Origin of the sequence: Bartonella sp. DGB1 (genome assembly GCF_041345015.1) — a bacterium.
In the GTDB taxonomy this organism is placed as follows: domain Bacteria; phylum Pseudomonadota; class Alphaproteobacteria; order Rhizobiales; family Rhizobiaceae; genus DGB1.
The window spans coordinates 1,024,923-1,042,693 of the sequence record NZ_CP166769.1; the positions used below are offsets into that span (position 1 = coordinate 1,024,923).

Annotated in this window: 14 protein-coding genes and 2 tRNA genes; 9 read left to right on the top strand and 7 right to left on the bottom strand. The window is 30.2% G+C overall.

What is annotated here, in order from left to right; translation table 11 throughout:
- The gene (gene rpoH, locus AB6T46_RS05220; protein ID WP_370931094.1) at positions 1–867 is read right to left on the bottom strand and encodes an RNA polymerase sigma factor RpoH; all 867 of its coding nucleotides are present in this window, start codon (positions 865–867) and stop codon (positions 1–3) included.
- Between the two features lie 33 nt (positions 868–900).
- On the bottom strand, positions 901–1,065 hold the full coding sequence (locus AB6T46_RS05225; RefSeq protein ID WP_370931095.1) for a hypothetical protein: 165 nt from the start codon (positions 1,063–1,065) through the stop codon (positions 901–903).
- A 127-nt stretch (positions 1,066–1,192) separates the two neighbouring features.
- On the opposite strand from AB6T46_RS05225, the gene AB6T46_RS05230 reads away from it, so the two are divergent.
- Positions 1,193–1,267 (top strand) — tRNA-Thr (locus AB6T46_RS05230).
- A 681-nt stretch (positions 1,268–1,948) separates the two neighbouring features.
- On the opposite strand, the gene AB6T46_RS05235 is transcribed toward AB6T46_RS05230, so the two are convergent.
- Both AB6T46_RS05235 and AB6T46_RS05240 read right to left on the bottom strand, forming a co-directional pair.
- On the bottom strand, positions 1,949–2,125 hold the full coding sequence (locus AB6T46_RS05235) for a hypothetical protein (RefSeq protein WP_370931096.1): 177 nt from the start codon (positions 2,123–2,125) through the stop codon (positions 1,949–1,951).
- Between the two features lie 1,148 nt (positions 2,126–3,273).
- Positions 3,274–3,867, bottom strand: a complete 594-nt coding sequence (locus AB6T46_RS05240; RefSeq protein WP_370931097.1) for a hypothetical protein — start codon at positions 3,865–3,867, stop codon at positions 3,274–3,276.
- Positions 3,868–4,426: 559 nt separating this feature from the next.
- Here AB6T46_RS05240 and AB6T46_RS05245 point away from each other — a divergent pair.
- The 5 genes from AB6T46_RS05245 to AB6T46_RS05265 all read left to right on the top strand — a co-directional run bounded on the left by AB6T46_RS05245 (position 4,427) and on the right by AB6T46_RS05265 (position 7,795).
- On the top strand, positions 4,427–4,693 hold the full coding sequence (locus AB6T46_RS05245) for a CopG family antitoxin (protein ID WP_370931098.1): 267 nt from the start codon (positions 4,427–4,429) through the stop codon (positions 4,691–4,693).
- A 113-nt stretch (positions 4,694–4,806) separates the two neighbouring features.
- A tRNA-Ser gene (locus AB6T46_RS05250) sits at positions 4,807–4,896 on the top strand.
- 299 nt (positions 4,897–5,195) lie between these two features.
- Complete coding sequence (locus AB6T46_RS05255) at positions 5,196–6,215, top strand: ATP-binding cassette domain-containing protein (protein ID WP_370931099.1); 1,020 nt, start codon at positions 5,196–5,198, stop codon at positions 6,213–6,215.
- Complete coding sequence (locus tag AB6T46_RS05260; RefSeq protein ID WP_370931100.1) at positions 6,190–7,023, top strand: ABC-2 family transporter protein; 834 nt, start codon at positions 6,190–6,192, stop codon at positions 7,021–7,023. The genes AB6T46_RS05255 and AB6T46_RS05260 overlap by 26 nt, the downstream gene beginning before the upstream one ends.
- A gap of 1 nt (position 7,024) precedes the next feature.
- Positions 7,025–7,795: an ABC-2 family transporter protein gene (locus tag AB6T46_RS05265; RefSeq protein ID WP_370931101.1), complete on the top strand. Its 771-nt coding sequence runs from the start codon at positions 7,025–7,027 to the stop codon at positions 7,793–7,795.
- A 382-nt stretch (positions 7,796–8,177) separates the two neighbouring features.
- Here AB6T46_RS05265 and AB6T46_RS05270 read toward each other — a convergent pair whose 3' ends face one another.
- Both AB6T46_RS05270 and asd read right to left on the bottom strand, forming a co-directional pair.
- Positions 8,178–9,083 carry an EamA family transporter gene (locus AB6T46_RS05270; RefSeq protein ID WP_370931102.1) on the bottom strand — a complete coding sequence of 302 codons (906 nt, stop codon included), beginning with the start codon at positions 9,081–9,083 and terminating at the stop codon, positions 8,178–8,180.
- A 60-nt stretch (positions 9,084–9,143) separates the two neighbouring features.
- Positions 9,144–10,262: an aspartate-semialdehyde dehydrogenase gene (asd, locus tag AB6T46_RS05275; protein WP_370931103.1), complete on the bottom strand. Its 1,119-nt coding sequence runs from the start codon at positions 10,260–10,262 to the stop codon at positions 9,144–9,146.
- Positions 10,263–10,755: 493 nt separating this feature from the next.
- Between asd and AB6T46_RS05280 the strand changes: the two genes are divergently transcribed.
- The 3 genes from AB6T46_RS05280 (at position 10,756) to AB6T46_RS05290 (ending at position 16,992) form a co-directional block, all read left to right on the top strand.
- Positions 10,756–12,018, top strand: a complete 1,263-nt coding sequence (locus AB6T46_RS05280) for an ATP-grasp domain-containing protein (RefSeq protein WP_370931104.1) — start codon at positions 10,756–10,758, stop codon at positions 12,016–12,018.
- Between the two features lie 1,378 nt (positions 12,019–13,396).
- Complete coding sequence (locus tag AB6T46_RS05285; RefSeq protein WP_370931105.1) at positions 13,397–13,549, top strand: hypothetical protein; 153 nt, start codon at positions 13,397–13,399, stop codon at positions 13,547–13,549.
- A gap of 473 nt (positions 13,550–14,022) precedes the next feature.
- Entirely contained in the window at positions 14,023–16,992 is a 2,970-nt protein-coding gene (locus AB6T46_RS05290; RefSeq protein ID WP_370931106.1) for a hypothetical protein, read from the top strand.
- A gap of 68 nt (positions 16,993–17,060) precedes the next feature.
- Here the strand turns inward: AB6T46_RS05290 and AB6T46_RS05295 are convergent, their stop codons facing one another.
- Positions 17,061–17,765: a M48 family metallopeptidase gene (locus tag AB6T46_RS05295; RefSeq protein ID WP_370931107.1), complete on the bottom strand. Its 705-nt coding sequence runs from the start codon at positions 17,763–17,765 to the stop codon at positions 17,061–17,063.
- Positions 17,766–17,771 lie beyond the last annotated feature (6 nt).

The window sequence follows — 17,771 nt, forward strand, 5'->3', positions numbered from 1 at the left end:
TTACTTATATTCTATTAAATATTTTTGTAATTTTTCGAAGGCTCTCTCTTCTATTTGTCTAATTCTCTCTCTTGAGACAGAAAATTCCATTGACAAACTCTCCAAAGTTGCCGGTGGATCTTGTAATCTTCTTGCTCTTATTATAGCCTGCTCTCTTTCTTTTAAAGTCGCGATAGCTTTTTCTAACAAATTATGCTTTTGAGTTTGCTCATCTTTTTGTAACAATAGAATCTCTTGATTATCACACACATCTGCAATTGTATCCTGGAGTTCCAGATTATTACCTTCAATATTTTTTATCGGTGCATTCAATGAGCTATCACCGATTAATCTTTGCTCCATAGATACTACTTCTTTTGGAGTTACATTTAATTGTTTAGATATTGTTTCAGTTTGTGCATCTGATAAGTAAATTTGATCATTTTCTTGTATTTTTGCTTTTAATTTTTTCAAATTAAAGAATAATTTTTTCTGATTTATAGTAGTTCCAATTCTTACCAAGCTCCAAGACTTTAAAATATATTCTTGCATAGTAGCCTTAATCCACCATATAGCATAAGTTGCTAACCTAAACCCTTTAGTAGGATCAAATTTTTTCACAGCTTGCATAAGACCGATATTACCTTCTGCAATAATTTCATTCATTGGTAAACCGTAACCTCTATATTTCAAGGCTACTTTTACTACATAACGCAAATGACTTGTTACTAATTTATGCGCAGCTTCTATATTACCGGTTTGCCGATAATTTTGTGCTAAATTATATTCTTCCTGGTTAGACAATAAAGGAAACTTTTGAACTTCTTTCCAATATTGTTGAAGACCCAATTCTCCAGTTAAATTTAACGGCAAAATAGATGTCATCATTTACTCCAAAGCTAATTGCTATTATATAATAAATTAATTCTTAATATCTATAGCAGACTTTCCCAATTGTCTTTTTCTTAAAGACAATTGACTTTCTAATATTTTCTGAGATAACTTCTTAGAGGTTTGCTTACGTTTAATCAAATTTTCTCGTAATTGTTGCGCCAACCTTTTTTCTTTTTCTAATTTTTTATCCATGAAATACCCTTTTATAGCTTATTTTAACAATTTTACACTTAAATAAAAAGTAAAAAATAAATTTTTTTGTAAAAAATTAACTGTGTCTCTTGCTTATTTGTAAAATATATGTAAAAAAACTATTTATGCTGCGGTAGCTCAGTGGTAGAGCACTCCCTTGGTAAGGGAGAGGTCGAGAGTTCAATCCTCTCTCGCAGCACCATTATCTCATAAAAATCTAATAAAACTAACGACTTACGACATATTTCAGATTGTTATTGTTATACTTTTTTGCTTACCTTTTATATTCAATCAATTAGAATCGAGTATATATTTTAGCTAAATTTAAAAAATTACCCCCGATTAAATAATCTTTACCCATTCAACGATATTATCTATAGCTGTTAAGAATCTTTACCAATTTATTAGAATAATAAATATTAACATTACAATGTAGCCAACAAGAAAAATATTTTAATATTAAAATAAATACCGGCTAACTTTACTCAATAATAATTAGCAAATTATATTACAAATTTCTTTACTATCTCAGATTGTCAAAAATGTTATTTCTATTTCTCTGTTATACGTATAACCTTATCACTATTATACCTTAACCATTGTGTCATTTTGTATATTAACCAATTATTTTACTAATTCTGAACTAATAAAATTTATTTTTACAGATAAATACAATTACCTATTTTCGTTATCGTAACGCCACACTTACGCAATAAGCACTAATATTAAGATCATATATCATCAAATGATTGACCATATTATAATCAACCAATGATAAATTTTTATTATCTTATTCTTAGCTAAAACTCAACCAAAGCACCAAAAAACCAACAGCCTCTAAATCCCACTTTTTAGAGTAGGATTTAGATGTTTAAAGACTAAATTATTTTCGCAACTTAGCTGCCGTTATCGAAGTAATTACTGCAGTAGCAAGCACAAACCCATCTTTAAAACCAATGTAAAAATTTCCTCCTTTAAGCAACCAGCCGACGATAGCATAGACTATCGCACCTGCTAGAATACCTAACATAACTAATAATGATCCTTTAATTAATTGCATAATATCACCTATATTAATAAATTATTATTCATTCAAACGACCTTTTCGAATAGGGTCTACCCCTCCTCCAACAGCGACTACTACTCCTCCTGACACTGCACATTTAGCTGCGCTCCTGCAACTCCTTAAACAGCTGAACCTCCATCAGCTCCTGTGATCACAACTAGACCTTTAGCTGCTCCTTCCGCTGCATCCTCAAAAACTTCTCTCCAACCATACATTGAAGAAACATACTGCACAACTTCATCAATCGCATAATTTTTCGATAAGTAACTATTAGCACTAACTGGGGTATATAAGCAAAAAATACTAAAATAACTGAAATTACATAAGAATTAAACTTTTTCATAATTTATCTCTTTTTTATAATTTAAATTACTTAATAGTTTTGAAACTCAACAACTATTAAAATATTCAATCATATAATATTTTCTTTGTCAAAGCCTTTTTATTATTAAGTTACATCATATTTGTAGCCACCTATACCACGGAATTTCACAATTTTTTATTTGAAAAATTGTTATAAGACATAACTTTTTAACTATTATAACTCTTACCTTATGTAATATGCACTAAGATTAGTATCAAATATAACCAAATAATTGACGAGCTTATAAGAGATTACACAATAATAAAATTTATTATATTATTTTTAATTTTAATATTTACTGTCTCTTAATCTCACTTGTTTAGGTAATCTTAATTGCCTAAGCTACAACTATAACTATAACTATAACTATAACTATAACTATAACTATAACTATAACTATAACTATAACTATAACTATAACTATAACTATAACTATAACTATAACTATAACTATAACTATAACTATAACTATAACAACAAATAAAAGAGACTTTAACCAGCATCAACAATAATAATTTTAAGAATTTACTTCTGTATAGCTGTGTCACTATAAATAATAAAATAAAAAAATCTAAGAACCCTGTTGTTTAAGGTAGGGTTGCCGATTTAAACCATATAGCTATTGATCTTTTTTTATATTTGCTGCAATTAATACTTTCTATAACATTAATTTCTTTACTAAGCGACTTGTTAAAATAATGCATAATTATATAATATTCTAACTACTCAAATCACATACTTATATTAACTATAGTATAAAAAGATATACCAAATACAATCAGAATATATCATATTTTATTGTAGTCATTGATTTTTTATTTGAAATATTTTTTATAAAAAATTTTCCTATTTCCGAAATATCTGAAACATGAGTTCCACCACATTCATAACCCCCTATACCACAAAACTCTACGAATCTTTTATTTGATTCTTTATTATAAGATATAACTTTACAGCCCTTATCAATGATGGCATTAACCCCACTTTCTATATAATCAGCTTTATCTTTATCTATTAAACCCTCTACTTTTATATATCCTTCATTTGGAAAATGATGCGCTTTAATTGTATTTAATTTAAAACTTTCAAAAACAAATAATGATAGTAAATGACCAGCACTATGGAGTCTTGAACAAAGTTGTCTATAATCAGAATCTATGAAAACATCAATTTTATTATCTATAATCATATTATTTTTTACTTTTAATAAAAGATTACCTTCATCTTTTACTATCTCTATAAGTTCGCCATTAGAATCTAATAATTTATCATGTGGCTGTCCTCCACCTTGCACATGAAAAAAAATATCCTTTACTTTTATAAAAGAGAAGCAATCATCATTTTTTAAGATAGTAAAATCTTTTAATTCCATAAAACTAACTCCTTATTATCACTGTATATCATCCAATAAATATTGACATACCGTGCATTAAATTTCATATAATGAAATATACAAAGATACATTTCTAAAATTCAACCATTTAGCTTAATTTAGATCTATATACAAAATCAGATTTTCTTATAGATTATCTATTCATTAATTATAATAATTCTTTTTTAGATTTCTAAAGTTTAAAAATTCCTTATCAATTGATTTCTAATCCGAAACTTCTATTTCCTCACCTGCTTCTAGTAACAACAAATATATATATTAAAGATTAATTATATTATATTTTAAAATCAAATTAAAACTCTCTTAACTACTTTTATAATTAATTCTTTCAACGTCATATTTCTAAGATTTGTTTAATTTATCTAATAAATATTTAATATTATCAAAGATCAATAATATATAGATTTTGTTAAAATTAACTTGTAGCCCTTTAAATAAAGAACTATATTATAAATATGTAACTGATAAAGTTTCAACATAGAAACTACAATATCAGCGGTCTATATTTAATTAATTGGACTTATATAGGGAGATAATTATGACAAAAAAAAATTATAATAAACCCAATAATTTTAATAATTTTGATGAACAACGTATAGTCGTACGTGAAACCTTATTAGAAAGAGATCTAGTAAAAATTCATACCGAAAATATTAGTCCCAAACCAAAAAACGTTAGTTTAAGTCTAAGTCTACCAAAAAGCTTACTAAAAATAATTAAGTCCAAAGCAAAAATTAAAGGAATTTCCTATACTTGTTATGTTCGACAAATTTTAGAAAAAAATTTACAAGGTGATCTTAATTAAAAACCTAACTAAAGAATATTGGATCAAGACTAAATTTGTCCAGTATTCTTGTTAAAAACATTTTAATTTTATTGACCTTTTATAAATAATTTGAGATAAACAATAATACCTAAGGAAGGGTGGCCGAGCGGTTTAAGGCACCGGTCTTGAAAACCGGCGTGCAGGAGACTGTACCGTGGGTTCGAATCCCACCCCTTCCGCCATTACCCCTTAAAAAATCTGACAAACTAACTATTTATAGCCTGTTTAAAATATATTAAGCTACATTTTTATACGCTCTCTTGTAGTTAATTTATTTTATAAAAGTTCTCTAATAAGTATCTTCTGGTGTTTAAAAAGGCCGCTAAGTCTGTTATTATACTTTCCAGTGCAATCTTCTATAGTTTGTTATGTAATTTTATGTAAAAAAGTAGCTATCTCAACTAATACGTAATAACTATAATAATATTGATTATTTACAACTAAATTGCCTATCTAAAAAATTAGGGGAAATAGGTGAACCTTGAAATTACCTTTGATTGAAGTAAAAAAACTTTCTAAAAGTTATCAAGTTAAGAATGAAGTATCCGGATTTTGGAAGCGTTGTGTTGCCTTAATTAACCCTAGTTATACAACAAATAAAATTCTAAGTGATATTAACTTTACCTTACATTCTAAACAATCAATAGCCATACTTGGACCGAATGGAGCCGGTAAGTCCACTTTAATTAAAATATTAACCGGCATACAAACTCCAGATACAGGACAAATTAATATTTTAGGCTTAAATCCTCATACAAATAATAAAAAATTATTCAAATCTTTAGGGGTTGTATTTGGTCACAAAAATTCTTTATGGTGGGATCTTCCTTTAAAATATAGTTTTGAAATGATTTGTCCACTTTATGGTCTAGACCCTATAACCTTTAAGAAAGATTTACATGAAATAACAACTTTATTAAATCTTAATCATGTTATAAATAAACCAGTTAGATTATTAAGTCTTGGAGAACGGGTTAAGAGTGAACTAGTATGTAATCTCGTGTTCCGTCCTAAACTGCTTTTTCTTGATGAACCAACCATTGGGCTAGACATCACATCAAAACATGAAATTCGAGAATTATTAAAATCTTTAAAAGAAGAAAGAGGATTAGGTTATCTCATAACTAGTCATGATATGGGAGATATTGATGGGTATGTGGATGAGATTATTTTACTACATAATGGAAATATAAAATTTCATGGTAATATTCAAACACTTAAAGCTATAACTCCATCCGTTATCACTATAACAATTTATGGTGAAACTCCAAATATATTAAAAACAATTGAGAAAAATATTGATGCGGTCGCGCATAGGACAGGTATTAAACATTTCAGTAAACGCATTATCAAGGAAAGTTCTAATTTTGAGATTGTCTTAACCCGAAAAGATAGTGTACATTTTATAGAAGCTTTAACCACACAATTAAATTGCTCTTTTTCTATCTCTACCCCCTCATTAGAGGAGATGCTTCGTGTTAAGTTTAACGAATTTAATTAATCTATTTTATTGTTATTATCTTTATGCGCGCAACGGTCTGCTTACCGTGATAAATGATAGAGCTCTATTTTTTACCGATTTTGTCATGGGAACACTGTCTCCTTTTATTATTCAGCTAATTCTGTGGAACGCTGTTTTTTCAAACCAAAAGGCTACTGTACCAAATTTTACATTTGATGATATTATATATTATTATGCCTTTGCCCTATTATTAGCGCGATTAAATAATGGCTATGATGTTATAAAATATCTTTCCACAAACATACGAGAAGGTACGCTTGATGTTTGGCTAATAAAACCCTCTAGCTACATTAAACAAAGATTATTTACATTTTTAGGAGAAAGTCTCCTTTATGCCTTACCAATTATAATATTGCACCTTATCCGGTCTATTTCGTCAATAACAGATAATAACATAAATCTTTCTATATTGAGTGGTTTAGGTAGTCTTATTATAATTCTCATTCTGTCTCAGTTACTTTCTTTTTTACTCTCTTTTACTCTAGCTTTACTCAGTTTCTGGGTCATAGAATATAATATTCTTCTTTCTTTTAGTTTTGTTAGCTCAGCACTACTTGGAGGAACGCTTTTACCACCATCATTGTGGCCAAATTGGCTTATTCCTATCATGACTTATAATCCATATCATTTTACGATTTCTGCTCCTGCGCAATATTTTACCACCTATGACAGTGCAATTTTAATTCATTTTTTAATAGGTAGCCTATTTTATATAAATATTCTTTATTTACTAATCTGTTTCTTTTGGTCCAAAGGCTTAAAAACTTATAATAGTGCTGGAGGATAATATGCGTATAAGTTTCTACTATATTTTATTGAATATTAAACGCCAATGCGCATATAAAAAAAATTTACTTGGTACATTTATTCTATCCATGAGCTGTTATCTTATCCAGTTCATATATATTGATCAAGTATCCTCATACGTTGAAAAACTAGGCAGCTACAGTAAAGATGAAATACATTTGATTTTTGTTATTTTTATTTTACTCAGTTTATTTTTAAGTATCTTTACAACTTCAATAGAGATGTTTTTTGAAAAAGTCGCCCAGGGAAAAATTGAACCATATCTTACAAAACCTGTACCTAGCTTATTACTAATGTTATTCGGTTGGTGTAAACCACTTAACCTTATAAATTTCTGCATCCTTGCATTATTTGCTTATTATTACATCGAGTTACCACCCTTATCAGGTAATTACGTAAATTATTTAGAATTTATAATAGCTCTAATATGTATTTTAATAATTAATATTTGTTTTTTTCTACTTTTAAATTTTCTAACTTTCATTACCAGCAGAAAAATGCCTGTTGCTTATCTTCATGCAACAATTTATGAACTTTCATTCCTACCCATAACCATTTATCCAACCGAAATTATAAAATGGTTATTATTTTTATTACCTATGATATTTTCAGCGTCATTACCTGCATCTTTCTTGCTAAACAAAAATGAATGGTCGATTGAAATATTAATAGCCAGCACTAGTATAATTTTTTTTCTAACTAATATTACATATCAAAAAAGCATTTCTAAATTCAATAGTTTCGGGGGGTAAATATAGAGGACTATTTAACCAAAAAAATAAAACTCATTAGCTAAAAAACTTTATCTAAAGCTTACTCCAATCATTCAGTAATAAATGATATCATAGACTATTATTTTTTAACCTGTTATAGCATAAATAGACTCATATACAAATTTCTGATTAGAACATAATTAAGATATTTCGATGAGCAATTGAACAATGATTATATTATAAAAATTCTATATTTTCTAAGAATATATTTTATTAAATCAGCAAGTTTTTAATTATACGGATAAAATACATTTAAGATAACCTACAATCAATGCTATTTTACAAATATTTAAATATATAAAAACTATTGTTTATATCGCTTTTTCTAAGAAGTTAATAAAAATAATAGCGAATGGTAGCATCATACCTTACGCATCGCCCAATAGGTACCTAGAGATACCAACAGCCAAATCACCAAAGTAGCACCGACTGTAATATCTGGAATGGAACTTGCGGAATTGTATAATTGCATAATTACCAGCAAAACCGGCATTAATGGTGAAATAATTGCTACCCGTAACGGATCAAGTTTTTTCAGCGCGACCTGCAACAGTACCAAAGGAACAATAACAAAAGTCATCGTCGTAATAAACACAGAAAATACTAAATCCTGATCAATAGCAACCTTATGCGTAGAAAACCCAACAATTCCAGAAATAATGATAGTTAAATAGAAACGGGAGCACATCACGTCTGTAATACTAAAACCATTCATCATAATTTTTTTTGTTAGAATATTGTTCACCGATGTGGCGATACCAGACAAGTAACAGCATAATAATGACATGATCATCTGAAAATGTGATGTACCAAAAATATTATTTTCACCATGAAATGTTTGAACGCTCAGAAGAAAAATCACACTAAAAAGTGCTAAACTAATAATTTCAAGTTTTTTTGGAGACGCCTGTCTGAAAAATAGTCGAGAGATCACCACTGTAGCAATAGGATTAATACCAAGTATTAATGTAGCGACTAGAGTTGGCTGAAGATAAGTAAGCGGATAAATCATCAGTCCCCAACCAGCAAAGCTACTGACGTTAATTCCAAAAACTTGACTCAGCATAGATTTTTTCAGAATACGCCGCCACAAAGACCTTATATTGCAAATATTATAGACCAAGAAAATGAGATTGGCTAAAAAAAATGTAAAAAAGCAGACAATAAAAGGACTTAAGCGCTGGCTAACTTCACTGGTTAGTAGCATAGAAAATGCTGTGATAAAGCACCAACCGCAGGCTGCTATGTACCCAAAATATTGACGCATATATACCCCCTTACACCGAGTATTTAAGTTTCTCTAGCACTGGCAATTATTGACAGATGATCACATTCGTCTAAGCAAAATATTGAGCATACGGCGCAACGGTTCCGCTGCCCCCCACAATAACTGATCTCCTACGGTAAACACAGAATAGATCTGTTCATCTTTGAGCAACATTTTCTTATATCGACCAACACCAACCTGTAACGAACCACTAATAGCTGCTGGAGTCAATTTACTGACACTCTCTTCTTTGTTATTTGGTATATAATGCACCCAAGGGTGGGCGCTTTTTACCAAAGCGGCAAATTCTTCTTCGCTAATATCGCGTTTCAGTTTCATGGTAATAGCAGCACTATGGCAGCGAAGAACACCTACACGAATGCATAGTCCGTTAACTGGAATAGTTCCAGGCTGCAAGCCAAGGATCTTGTTGGTTTCAGCTTCACCTTTCCATTCTTCACGGCTATTGCCATCACCCAAATCGCTATCAATCCAAGGAATGATACTACCCATTAACGGGACACCAAAAGCTTTGATTGGCATGTCTGCGCTATTAATCAAAGCATTAACCTTTTTCACCAATGGCAATACAGAGCCTCTATCCGTTAATTCATCTTCACTTAAGTGTTTACCAATATAAGCACTTTGGGTAATTAATTCACGCACCTGCTGAGCACCCGCACCGGAGGCCGATTGATATGTCATCACGCTCATCCATTCAATCAGCTCGGCCTTAAGCAATCCGGCTAACCCCATTAAGCTTAGCGTAATGGAACAATTGCCGCCGACGAATAATTTAATGCCCTCATTAATCGCCTTGTCGATCTCTAAGCGATTAACAGGATCAAGAATAATGCAAGCATCTTTATCCATACGCAATGCAGAAGCTGCATCAATCCAATAACCCTGCCAGCCGCTAGCTTTCAACGCTGGATAAATAGATTTTGTATAATCTCCGCCTTGGCACGTGATAATAATATCCATTTCCGCTAATGCCTCTATAGCCTTAGCGTCTTTCAGTTGATAAGTAATGCCATCAATGGTTGGACCGTCTGCACCTGGATTAGATGTACTGTAAAAATGTGGAGCGATATCTTTAAAATCACTCTCCTCCACCATACGTTCTAACAAAACAGAACCTACCATACCCCGCCAGCCAACAAAACCTATTTGCATCATATATTTTCCTCATCTTAAACTTGAAATAATATTGAAAAATAGTAACCTTACATCGATTTCAAATGATATAAATCTCCCCTATATAACACTTGAGATTTAAAAATTTCTTATCGCCAACTTTAATTAATTATTAAAAAATACTAATAAATTTAGCGAACTATGCAGGTTGCGTCCGCACGGTGCATTATACGTCTGCGAATCACATCTAATTTTATCACTATAGGCGTCAGCTTAAAGCTTGCCAGTTTAGCTTTCGATATACAAGATACACATTGAAAATATAATCTTGATATTAATCTCTACCATATACCCAATTCTCATCACTTATCAAGAATAATTATCATTGAATAACATTAAATTTTCTATTACTAGCTCCAATTTTATCATATTTTAAGAAATACTTTTATATGATAATTAGCATATAATTTAAGAAACTTTTTTCATCAGTATAGGTATTTTTTTATTTCATTTATTCATAAGATTGGAACCAACCATGCATACAAATCACAAGCTAGTAGTTATCGTCGATGCCTACGGACCCGCGAGTAAATTTTGCCACTATCTACATCAGAAAGGATATCTATGCGCTCATCTACTTAGCACCGCTATGCCCCTACCACGCCTTAAGCTATTTGATCTAGAAAGCTATGATGCCACATTGGTCCATAACGGCGATGATAATATGACTATAAAAAATATCAAAGAATTGGCACACAAAATGAACGCAAAATTATGTGAAATTCTGCCTGGTATTGAACCCGGTGTATTGCTAGCCGATAAACTTAGTCATCATTTCGGCCTGCATAGCAATGGCATTGAAAAAAGCCTTGCGCGGCGCGATAAATCTGCAATGGCGGATGTGTTAGCCGCGGCAGATATTCCAATTCCTGCCTATTGCCGTACTACAGATCTGCAGGAAGTTCTGACTTTTGCACAGCAACAACAATGGCCTCTCGTACTAAAGCCACTTAATAGTGCCGGCACTGACGGCGTACATATTTGTCATTCAGAACTGGAATTAAGCAAGGCGTTTCACCAAGTTATTGGTACAGAAAACAATATGGGAACCGTTAATCAGGCCGTATTAGTACAAGCTTTTTTACGGGGTGCGGAATATATGGTAAATACCGTCAGCCACGAGGGAAAACACTATGTTTGTGATATTTGGCATTGTGATAAAGTTCGCATTGAAGGCTATGCGCAAATTTATGATAAAAACTATCTCATTGACAGCGACTCCGAAGAATACGAGATTCTAAGAAAATACGTATTCAGAGTTTTAGATGCGCTAGATATTCAATTCGGCCCAGCACATGCAGAAGTCATCATCACATCGCAAGGGCCAATGCTGGTTGAGATCGCCGCACGCATCAGCGGCGGCGTAGACCCTCTATTTAACCAGACCTGTCTCGGCAATGATCAAATTGAATTAACTTTGGAAAGTTATTTGACCCCGCAAAAATTTCTGCAACGCATTGGTCAACGCTATCAGATCAAGAAAAACGGACTTCAGGTCTTTCTATCATCGAAGAAGGCTGGAACAATCACAGCAATGGATTTACCAAAACAGCTTAGTCAAATTCCTAGCGTAATTAACTTCAATCTAAAACCAAAAATAGGGGATATTGTAGTCAAAACCTTTGATCTAAGTAGTTCGCTCGGCATGGTGCATTTAGCAGCTGAAAACAAATATTCATTACTGGAAGATTACCAACATATACAGCAATTACTGGATAAATACGTAGAGATTTGCTAATCTTTCCTTTTCTTAACTCCGGCGACATATCTCCGGAGTTTTTAATCGAATTCAATCATTTATCATCCAGCGCTATAGAACATAACTAAACATTAATTGACATCCACCCCGCCCTAAAGAGCTAGGATTCCGGCTATGTTCAAGCAGTAATTTGACTCATTTTGACAAGTTCCTGCTTCATTGAGCTCCTATTGGTAATCTTTTCACAGGCTAAATCAGATATTCAAAAAAGCATAGATAAAATTAATGAATTTTTTTAAAAACATATCAATCGTTAAATCATTATAAATATAAGTACAAAGGAAAAAATGGTTAAAAAATAATAGAAATGAGTGAACCAAGACACCTGAACAGCATGAAAAAGAATTAAAACAAGAGAAGGAAAAAAATGGTTATAACAAATTTTACCAACTTTCTTAGTAGGTAAAATTTTTGAAAATATTAAATTAATGGTTATCTTTTTCTTCTATATCTTTCTCTTTTCTTGCATAAAGCCAGTTATCTTTTATATAAGAATGATAATTATCTACCACTTTATATGGTTTAAGACTAAAGTTAATGAAGAAGCTATCTATTGCTTCAAAGATACTTACTATTGCAATAGTAAGTAGAGTCTTAGTTGGAAACATACTAATAGTTTTAGTAAGATATTAAGCAAAAAAATTATTAATTAAGTCTATATATTTAATGAAATCAAAAACAAGATATTTTACTAAATACACATCTAGATATTTAATAAGTCGAATTCATAGCCAAAAACTCTAAGAATGTCTGCGGACAGAATTGATATCATTATTGATATAGGAAATAATATTTTATAAAAATTACTAATAATTTCAAAAATAATAACAAATGATCTTATTGCTATTTTAGTTATATTTAAAAATTGGATAATAAGAAAAAATAGCTAAAGATGTTTTAAAAATCAAAACAGGATCTATTATTTTCTTTTGTACTTTAAGCATTTTAATTTTTATTTTTGTTTTATCTTTAACTCTTAGAGGAATTTACAATATTCTTGAAATATGATTACTCCTGTTGTGACGGTCTAAAATTAAAACCTGAGCGTGAGTATTATATAAATAAAATACATAGTAGTAATGAGTCCGTATAAGGCCCTTATTTGTACTGCTTTTTCTAAGAAGTTAATGAGAAAATAGTTATAAAAAAACATTTGATTCATGATAGTTTTTTCAAAGAGATTTTTAGATATACACTTTTTAAAGGTGGATATATAACAAATATTCTTGGTATTTTTTACGATTTTTTTACTATAATTATAGAATATATTCCAAATGTTAGGCTTCATTTAAATAACATACCTTTAAAAAATTATCATGACGTATGCCAATTTACATACGGTTGCTGTTAAAAATTTATGGCATGTTGGTTTAAAGATGAAAATTTAAATAAAGATGAATGTTGTTCAGAAAAAGCTTATTATCCTAACGCACAGTCTACTAGAATTGGAGATGCTAAAATAGAGCATTGCTGTAGTGAAAATAACTCATATTTTTTATCATTGATCTAAAGAGCTCAACATTACAGAGGAAGTGTATAGGGGATATTTTTTTCTTTTTCAAGATATAGAACCTTTAGAAATATTTTATTTAATAATTTTGATAATATTTTTAAAAATTATAAATTAGAAAGATACCATATCATTTTTATGATTATTCTAAGGTAAAACGATGTGTATATGATATTACAGATTTTTTTCTAAAAACAAATTAAGTTAGTATATTAATAAATAATTTATAAGTGATAATTTGTAAAAGATAAACGTTTAATAAATTACAAGTAAAGTAAATTATTGACATTTTTTATAATTTTCTGCTTTATTAAATCTATTAAATTAAGCACTAAAGGCTATAAACTACTATCAGTGAATCCATTTTAAGTATAGGAGCAATTTAATAAGACTATTAATTCAACCATCTCATTACTAAATAAAATATCTCCTACATGGCATTACTAATATATTAATCAGGGAAAAATAAACTCATGCAAACCAATGTTATGAAATTTTTTTATAAATTTGTTCCCTTAATACCATATAAAAGAGATCAACACGAAGAGCATATAAAAATAATAAATAACAATATACTCGCCTGTGTTTGGAATATATCTCCAGCGATAACCTCCATTTATTTTTTATTACAAATTATATCATCTGTTGCCCAGCTGTTTTTTATTTATACGCTTGGATCATCTATAAACAATAATGTGAGCACAACTCATAATATATATATATTATTTTCCTTAACAATATTATTTCTTATATCTGGTGCTATATTAATGCGGATAGATGCTTTTTGGGGTAGGCAATTAATAAAAAAATACGAATATAGATTACTTTCTGTAAAAGCCGATAAAATAGAACTAAATAAATTGGAGCGTTTAAGTACACGTGATTTAAATCTTGTTTTAGATAATATTATGTCTGCACAATCTGTTATAATAACTCCTGTTTTTATTTTTATAACTACTATATTATCATTTTATCTATATGGTATAGCTGGTTTATTTGTTATTTCTCTTATAATTATACTCTTACCTATAAGCCATATTTTATCAAAACTAAGTGATAAAAATTATCAAAAAATTATGGATCGCACCGCGGAACGCATTGAGTTAGGATCTACTTGGGTAAAGCACGGAGCTTATTTAAAAAGTATAAAAAATATACAAGACTTAACAAAGATATCTCGACATGTTCAAGAAGAAGTACAATTGCGGAATAAAGACACTTTTTTAAAAGGTCTTGAAACCTATACAATTGGATTTGGTAGATTATTTCCTTATATATTAACTGTAATTCTAGGCATAGGTTTGATTTCAACAGAATGGGGAGGTATAATTGTTTGGCTATCATTACCAATTTTATCAGCTATTCTTTCCTTTCCACAATCATATATGGCTTTTAAACAAGCAAATCGTTCACTTGCGCAACTGAAAGAACTAATTACTATTTCTTCATGTGGAGAAACTAATAACGTAAACCAACCTACATTAAAAAAAACCATAACTTTTTCTAAAGAATGGCCAATCTGGCCTACTACATTAGGAGAGCTCTTACAAGGGAAAGAAACTACACTTGCTGAATCTTTCATTGAGGAGTTATTGGAGGTTTTTCTTTTTATTCCAGAGTTTGGTCATAATGCACAACAAGCATTACAAAAATTTATTGATTATGATGGTAAAAATATCTCTGATGGTCAATATTTTCGCCTTCAATTACTGCGCGGGGTTGTTTTAGCACATGCCACGCAAACAACCTTATATATTAACGAATCTTTTGCAAATCTTGATGCTATAGCAGCGATACGCATATTAAATTATTTAAAAAAAATGGAGAATGTAGTAATAACCGATAAAATAATCAAAAGTTATGAAAATCTTGCTACAAGTAACACTTATACCTCTAAGCGTCTTACATCTAACGATACAAAAAGAACTTACTCAACAGTGACTGAGGAAGAAAGAAAACCATCAAAAGTTAAAAAGCGTTTTGAATCTCTTACTAAATCCAGTTTATTAAGCTTTTGTGCTATATCAATACCAACTTTTATGCTCATGTTCATGACAAATCTTACTTTGCCAGAATATACCATTTCATACTGGTGGATTATCCTATATATCCTTATTGGTATTATTATAGGAACTTTAGCTATGGTTTATATTGAATATCTTTTACGCAAAGAAAGCTGTACACGATTTTTAGAAGGATTGCATAACATCAGAGAGGAGCGTCAAGAAACTTATTTGCAGGTAATTTCGCGGGATTTAACCACATGTTTTGAGCGTATCGCGTGGTATTTTCAGGATATTGTAAGTATAACTGCTCTTATCTTTGGCAATATGCTAATTTTATGGTTATCATATGGTCTTTACGGTCTGGGAGTAGTACTAGCTTTTGGATTTTTATTATTTACAATTTATCGTTTATCGATCGAGTCTTTATATACTACTCGTATACAATCGGTAAAAGGGTTCGATGCCCTAACACGTTCAACATATATTGCCTATGCTATTTCCAAGGCCAAAAATACTTCTTTAGCACCATATATAACTTATTTTATGCAATGGTATAAAAAAAATATACAAGAGCAATTAGAACAATTTTATAAAACAAGACTGCAAAGTGTCATTTGTCGCGGAGTATTATCCTTATTATGTCGTTTTATAAGTGATATTACATTGGTGATTATTGTTGCCCTTTACAGTAATTTCTCTACAACTCAAGAAGCTTTTGTTTTAATAGTAAGCGCTTTTTTATTAATTCGTTCTAATCTATCTAATGCATTTTTAGCAATTACTGGATTTAAATCGCAAGCTATTTCTTTAGATCGATTAGCTCTTTTTGCTTCACCCTACTCTTATGTTCCAATGAAAGTAACAAATGATAAAATTAAAATCTCGGGCTTTATAGCTCGCCAAACCTATAAAGAACAAATTTTTATGCGCGGCAAAGTTTATTCTCTTAGCGGATCATCTGGTGGTGGTAAAAGTGAATATCTAAAAGGCGTAGCAAATATTATCCCTACCTACTCAGATAATAAAAATCAAATAGTAACGTCAAACTATGAAAAAGCTATTTATATAGGAGTTAAAACTTTAAATATTTTAGGACTAAAAATATTATCTTTTGACGATATCCTACCATTAATTGCATCAACTATTGACTCCAGTTATTATAAAACAATAACTGATAATAAAAATAATATTCACCAATCACTAGTCTACACTGATTGCTCGCCTACACTACGAAAAAAAGAACTAACGACGTCACCGCTTATTATTTTAGATGAAGTTTTCTCTTGTGTAGATGCTAAAAAATTTACAGATTTAAAAAAAGATATAGAAAATTACGCAAAAAAAACTAATACAACTATAATAATAGTAGATCACCGTTTCTCATTTAAAAATACTATCGAAATAGAAAAGTTATTAAAAAAACAAAAGGTAAATTAAATTTGCAGCATAGGAATTTATTGTAAATTACAAAGAGTAATTAAGCAACTATTGCTAAAATAATCGTATTACCAATTTTCATAAGCAAGTACAGATTTATTTAATTCATTTTTGAAAATTCTCCATTTTGGCATAAATCGATCCATATAATATATAAAGTTATCATTATGTGTGCGTTCAAGAAAGTGAACCATTTCATGCATTACTACATATTCAATACAATTTTTTGGCTTTTTTATAAGCTCTAAATTAAGCCATATTCTTTTTTGCGTTTGGTTACAGCTTCCCCATTTTGTTTTCATTCTTCTAATACCGTAAGATTGAACCTTTAATCCTGATTTTATCTCCCATTTTTTAATAATTTTCGGGAGGATCTTTTGCATTTCGTTACGATACCAATGTTTTAGCAATTTTTCGCGTGCTTCTCTTCCAGTATCAAGGTTGATATTTAATACTATCTTTTTTTTATTTTTAATTTCCACAAAAGGAGTTTTATCCGTATAAACAACATCTAATAAATATCTACGACCAAGATAATAATGATCTTCTCCTGAGACCATCTCTCTCTTACTTTGACGCGGTTGTTCTTGAAAAGATTTTATTTGTTGTTTAATCCAGCTAAGTCTCGTTATAACAGCTAACCTTATAGATTCATCGCTAAATTTTTCTGGTGCAGCAACTCTTACTAATCCATTAGGTGGATATACTCCTAAATGAAGATTCTTGATTTTTTTACGAATAACTTTAACCGGTATTTCATTAACGGTGATCATTTTCTC

Excerpts from the sequence above, each read along its gene's own strand:
- rpoH (WP_370931094.1), bottom strand. The coding sequence starts at position 867 with ATGATGACATCTATTTTGCCGTTAAATTTAACTGGAGAATTGGGTCTT.
- AB6T46_RS05225 (WP_370931095.1), bottom strand. The coding sequence starts at position 1,065 with ATGGATAAAAAATTAGAAAAAGAAAAAAGGTTGGCGCAACAATTACGA.
- AB6T46_RS05235 (WP_370931096.1), bottom strand. The coding sequence starts at position 2,125 with ATGCAATTAATTAAAGGATCATTATTAGTTATGTTAGGTATTCTAGCA.
- AB6T46_RS05240 (WP_370931097.1), bottom strand. The coding sequence starts at position 3,867 with ATGGAATTAAAAGATTTTACTATCTTAAAAAATGATGATTGCTTCTCT.
- AB6T46_RS05245 (WP_370931098.1), top strand. The coding sequence starts at position 4,427 with ATGACAAAAAAAAATTATAATAAACCCAATAATTTTAATAATTTTGAT.
- AB6T46_RS05265 (WP_370931101.1), top strand. The coding sequence starts at position 7,025 with ATGCGTATAAGTTTCTACTATATTTTATTGAATATTAAACGCCAATGC.
- AB6T46_RS05270 (WP_370931102.1), bottom strand. The coding sequence starts at position 9,083 with ATGCGTCAATATTTTGGGTACATAGCAGCCTGCGGTTGGTGCTTTATC.
- asd (WP_370931103.1), bottom strand. The coding sequence starts at position 10,262 with ATGATGCAAATAGGTTTTGTTGGCTGGCGGGGTATGGTAGGTTCTGTT.
- AB6T46_RS05280 (WP_370931104.1), top strand. The coding sequence starts at position 10,756 with ATGCATACAAATCACAAGCTAGTAGTTATCGTCGATGCCTACGGACCC.
- AB6T46_RS05285 (WP_370931105.1), top strand. The coding sequence starts at position 13,397 with ATGGCATGTTGGTTTAAAGATGAAAATTTAAATAAAGATGAATGTTGT.
- AB6T46_RS05290 (WP_370931106.1), top strand. The coding sequence starts at position 14,023 with ATGCAAACCAATGTTATGAAATTTTTTTATAAATTTGTTCCCTTAATA.
- AB6T46_RS05295 (WP_370931107.1), bottom strand. The coding sequence starts at position 17,765 with ATGATCACCGTTAATGAAATACCGGTTAAAGTTATTCGTAAAAAAATC.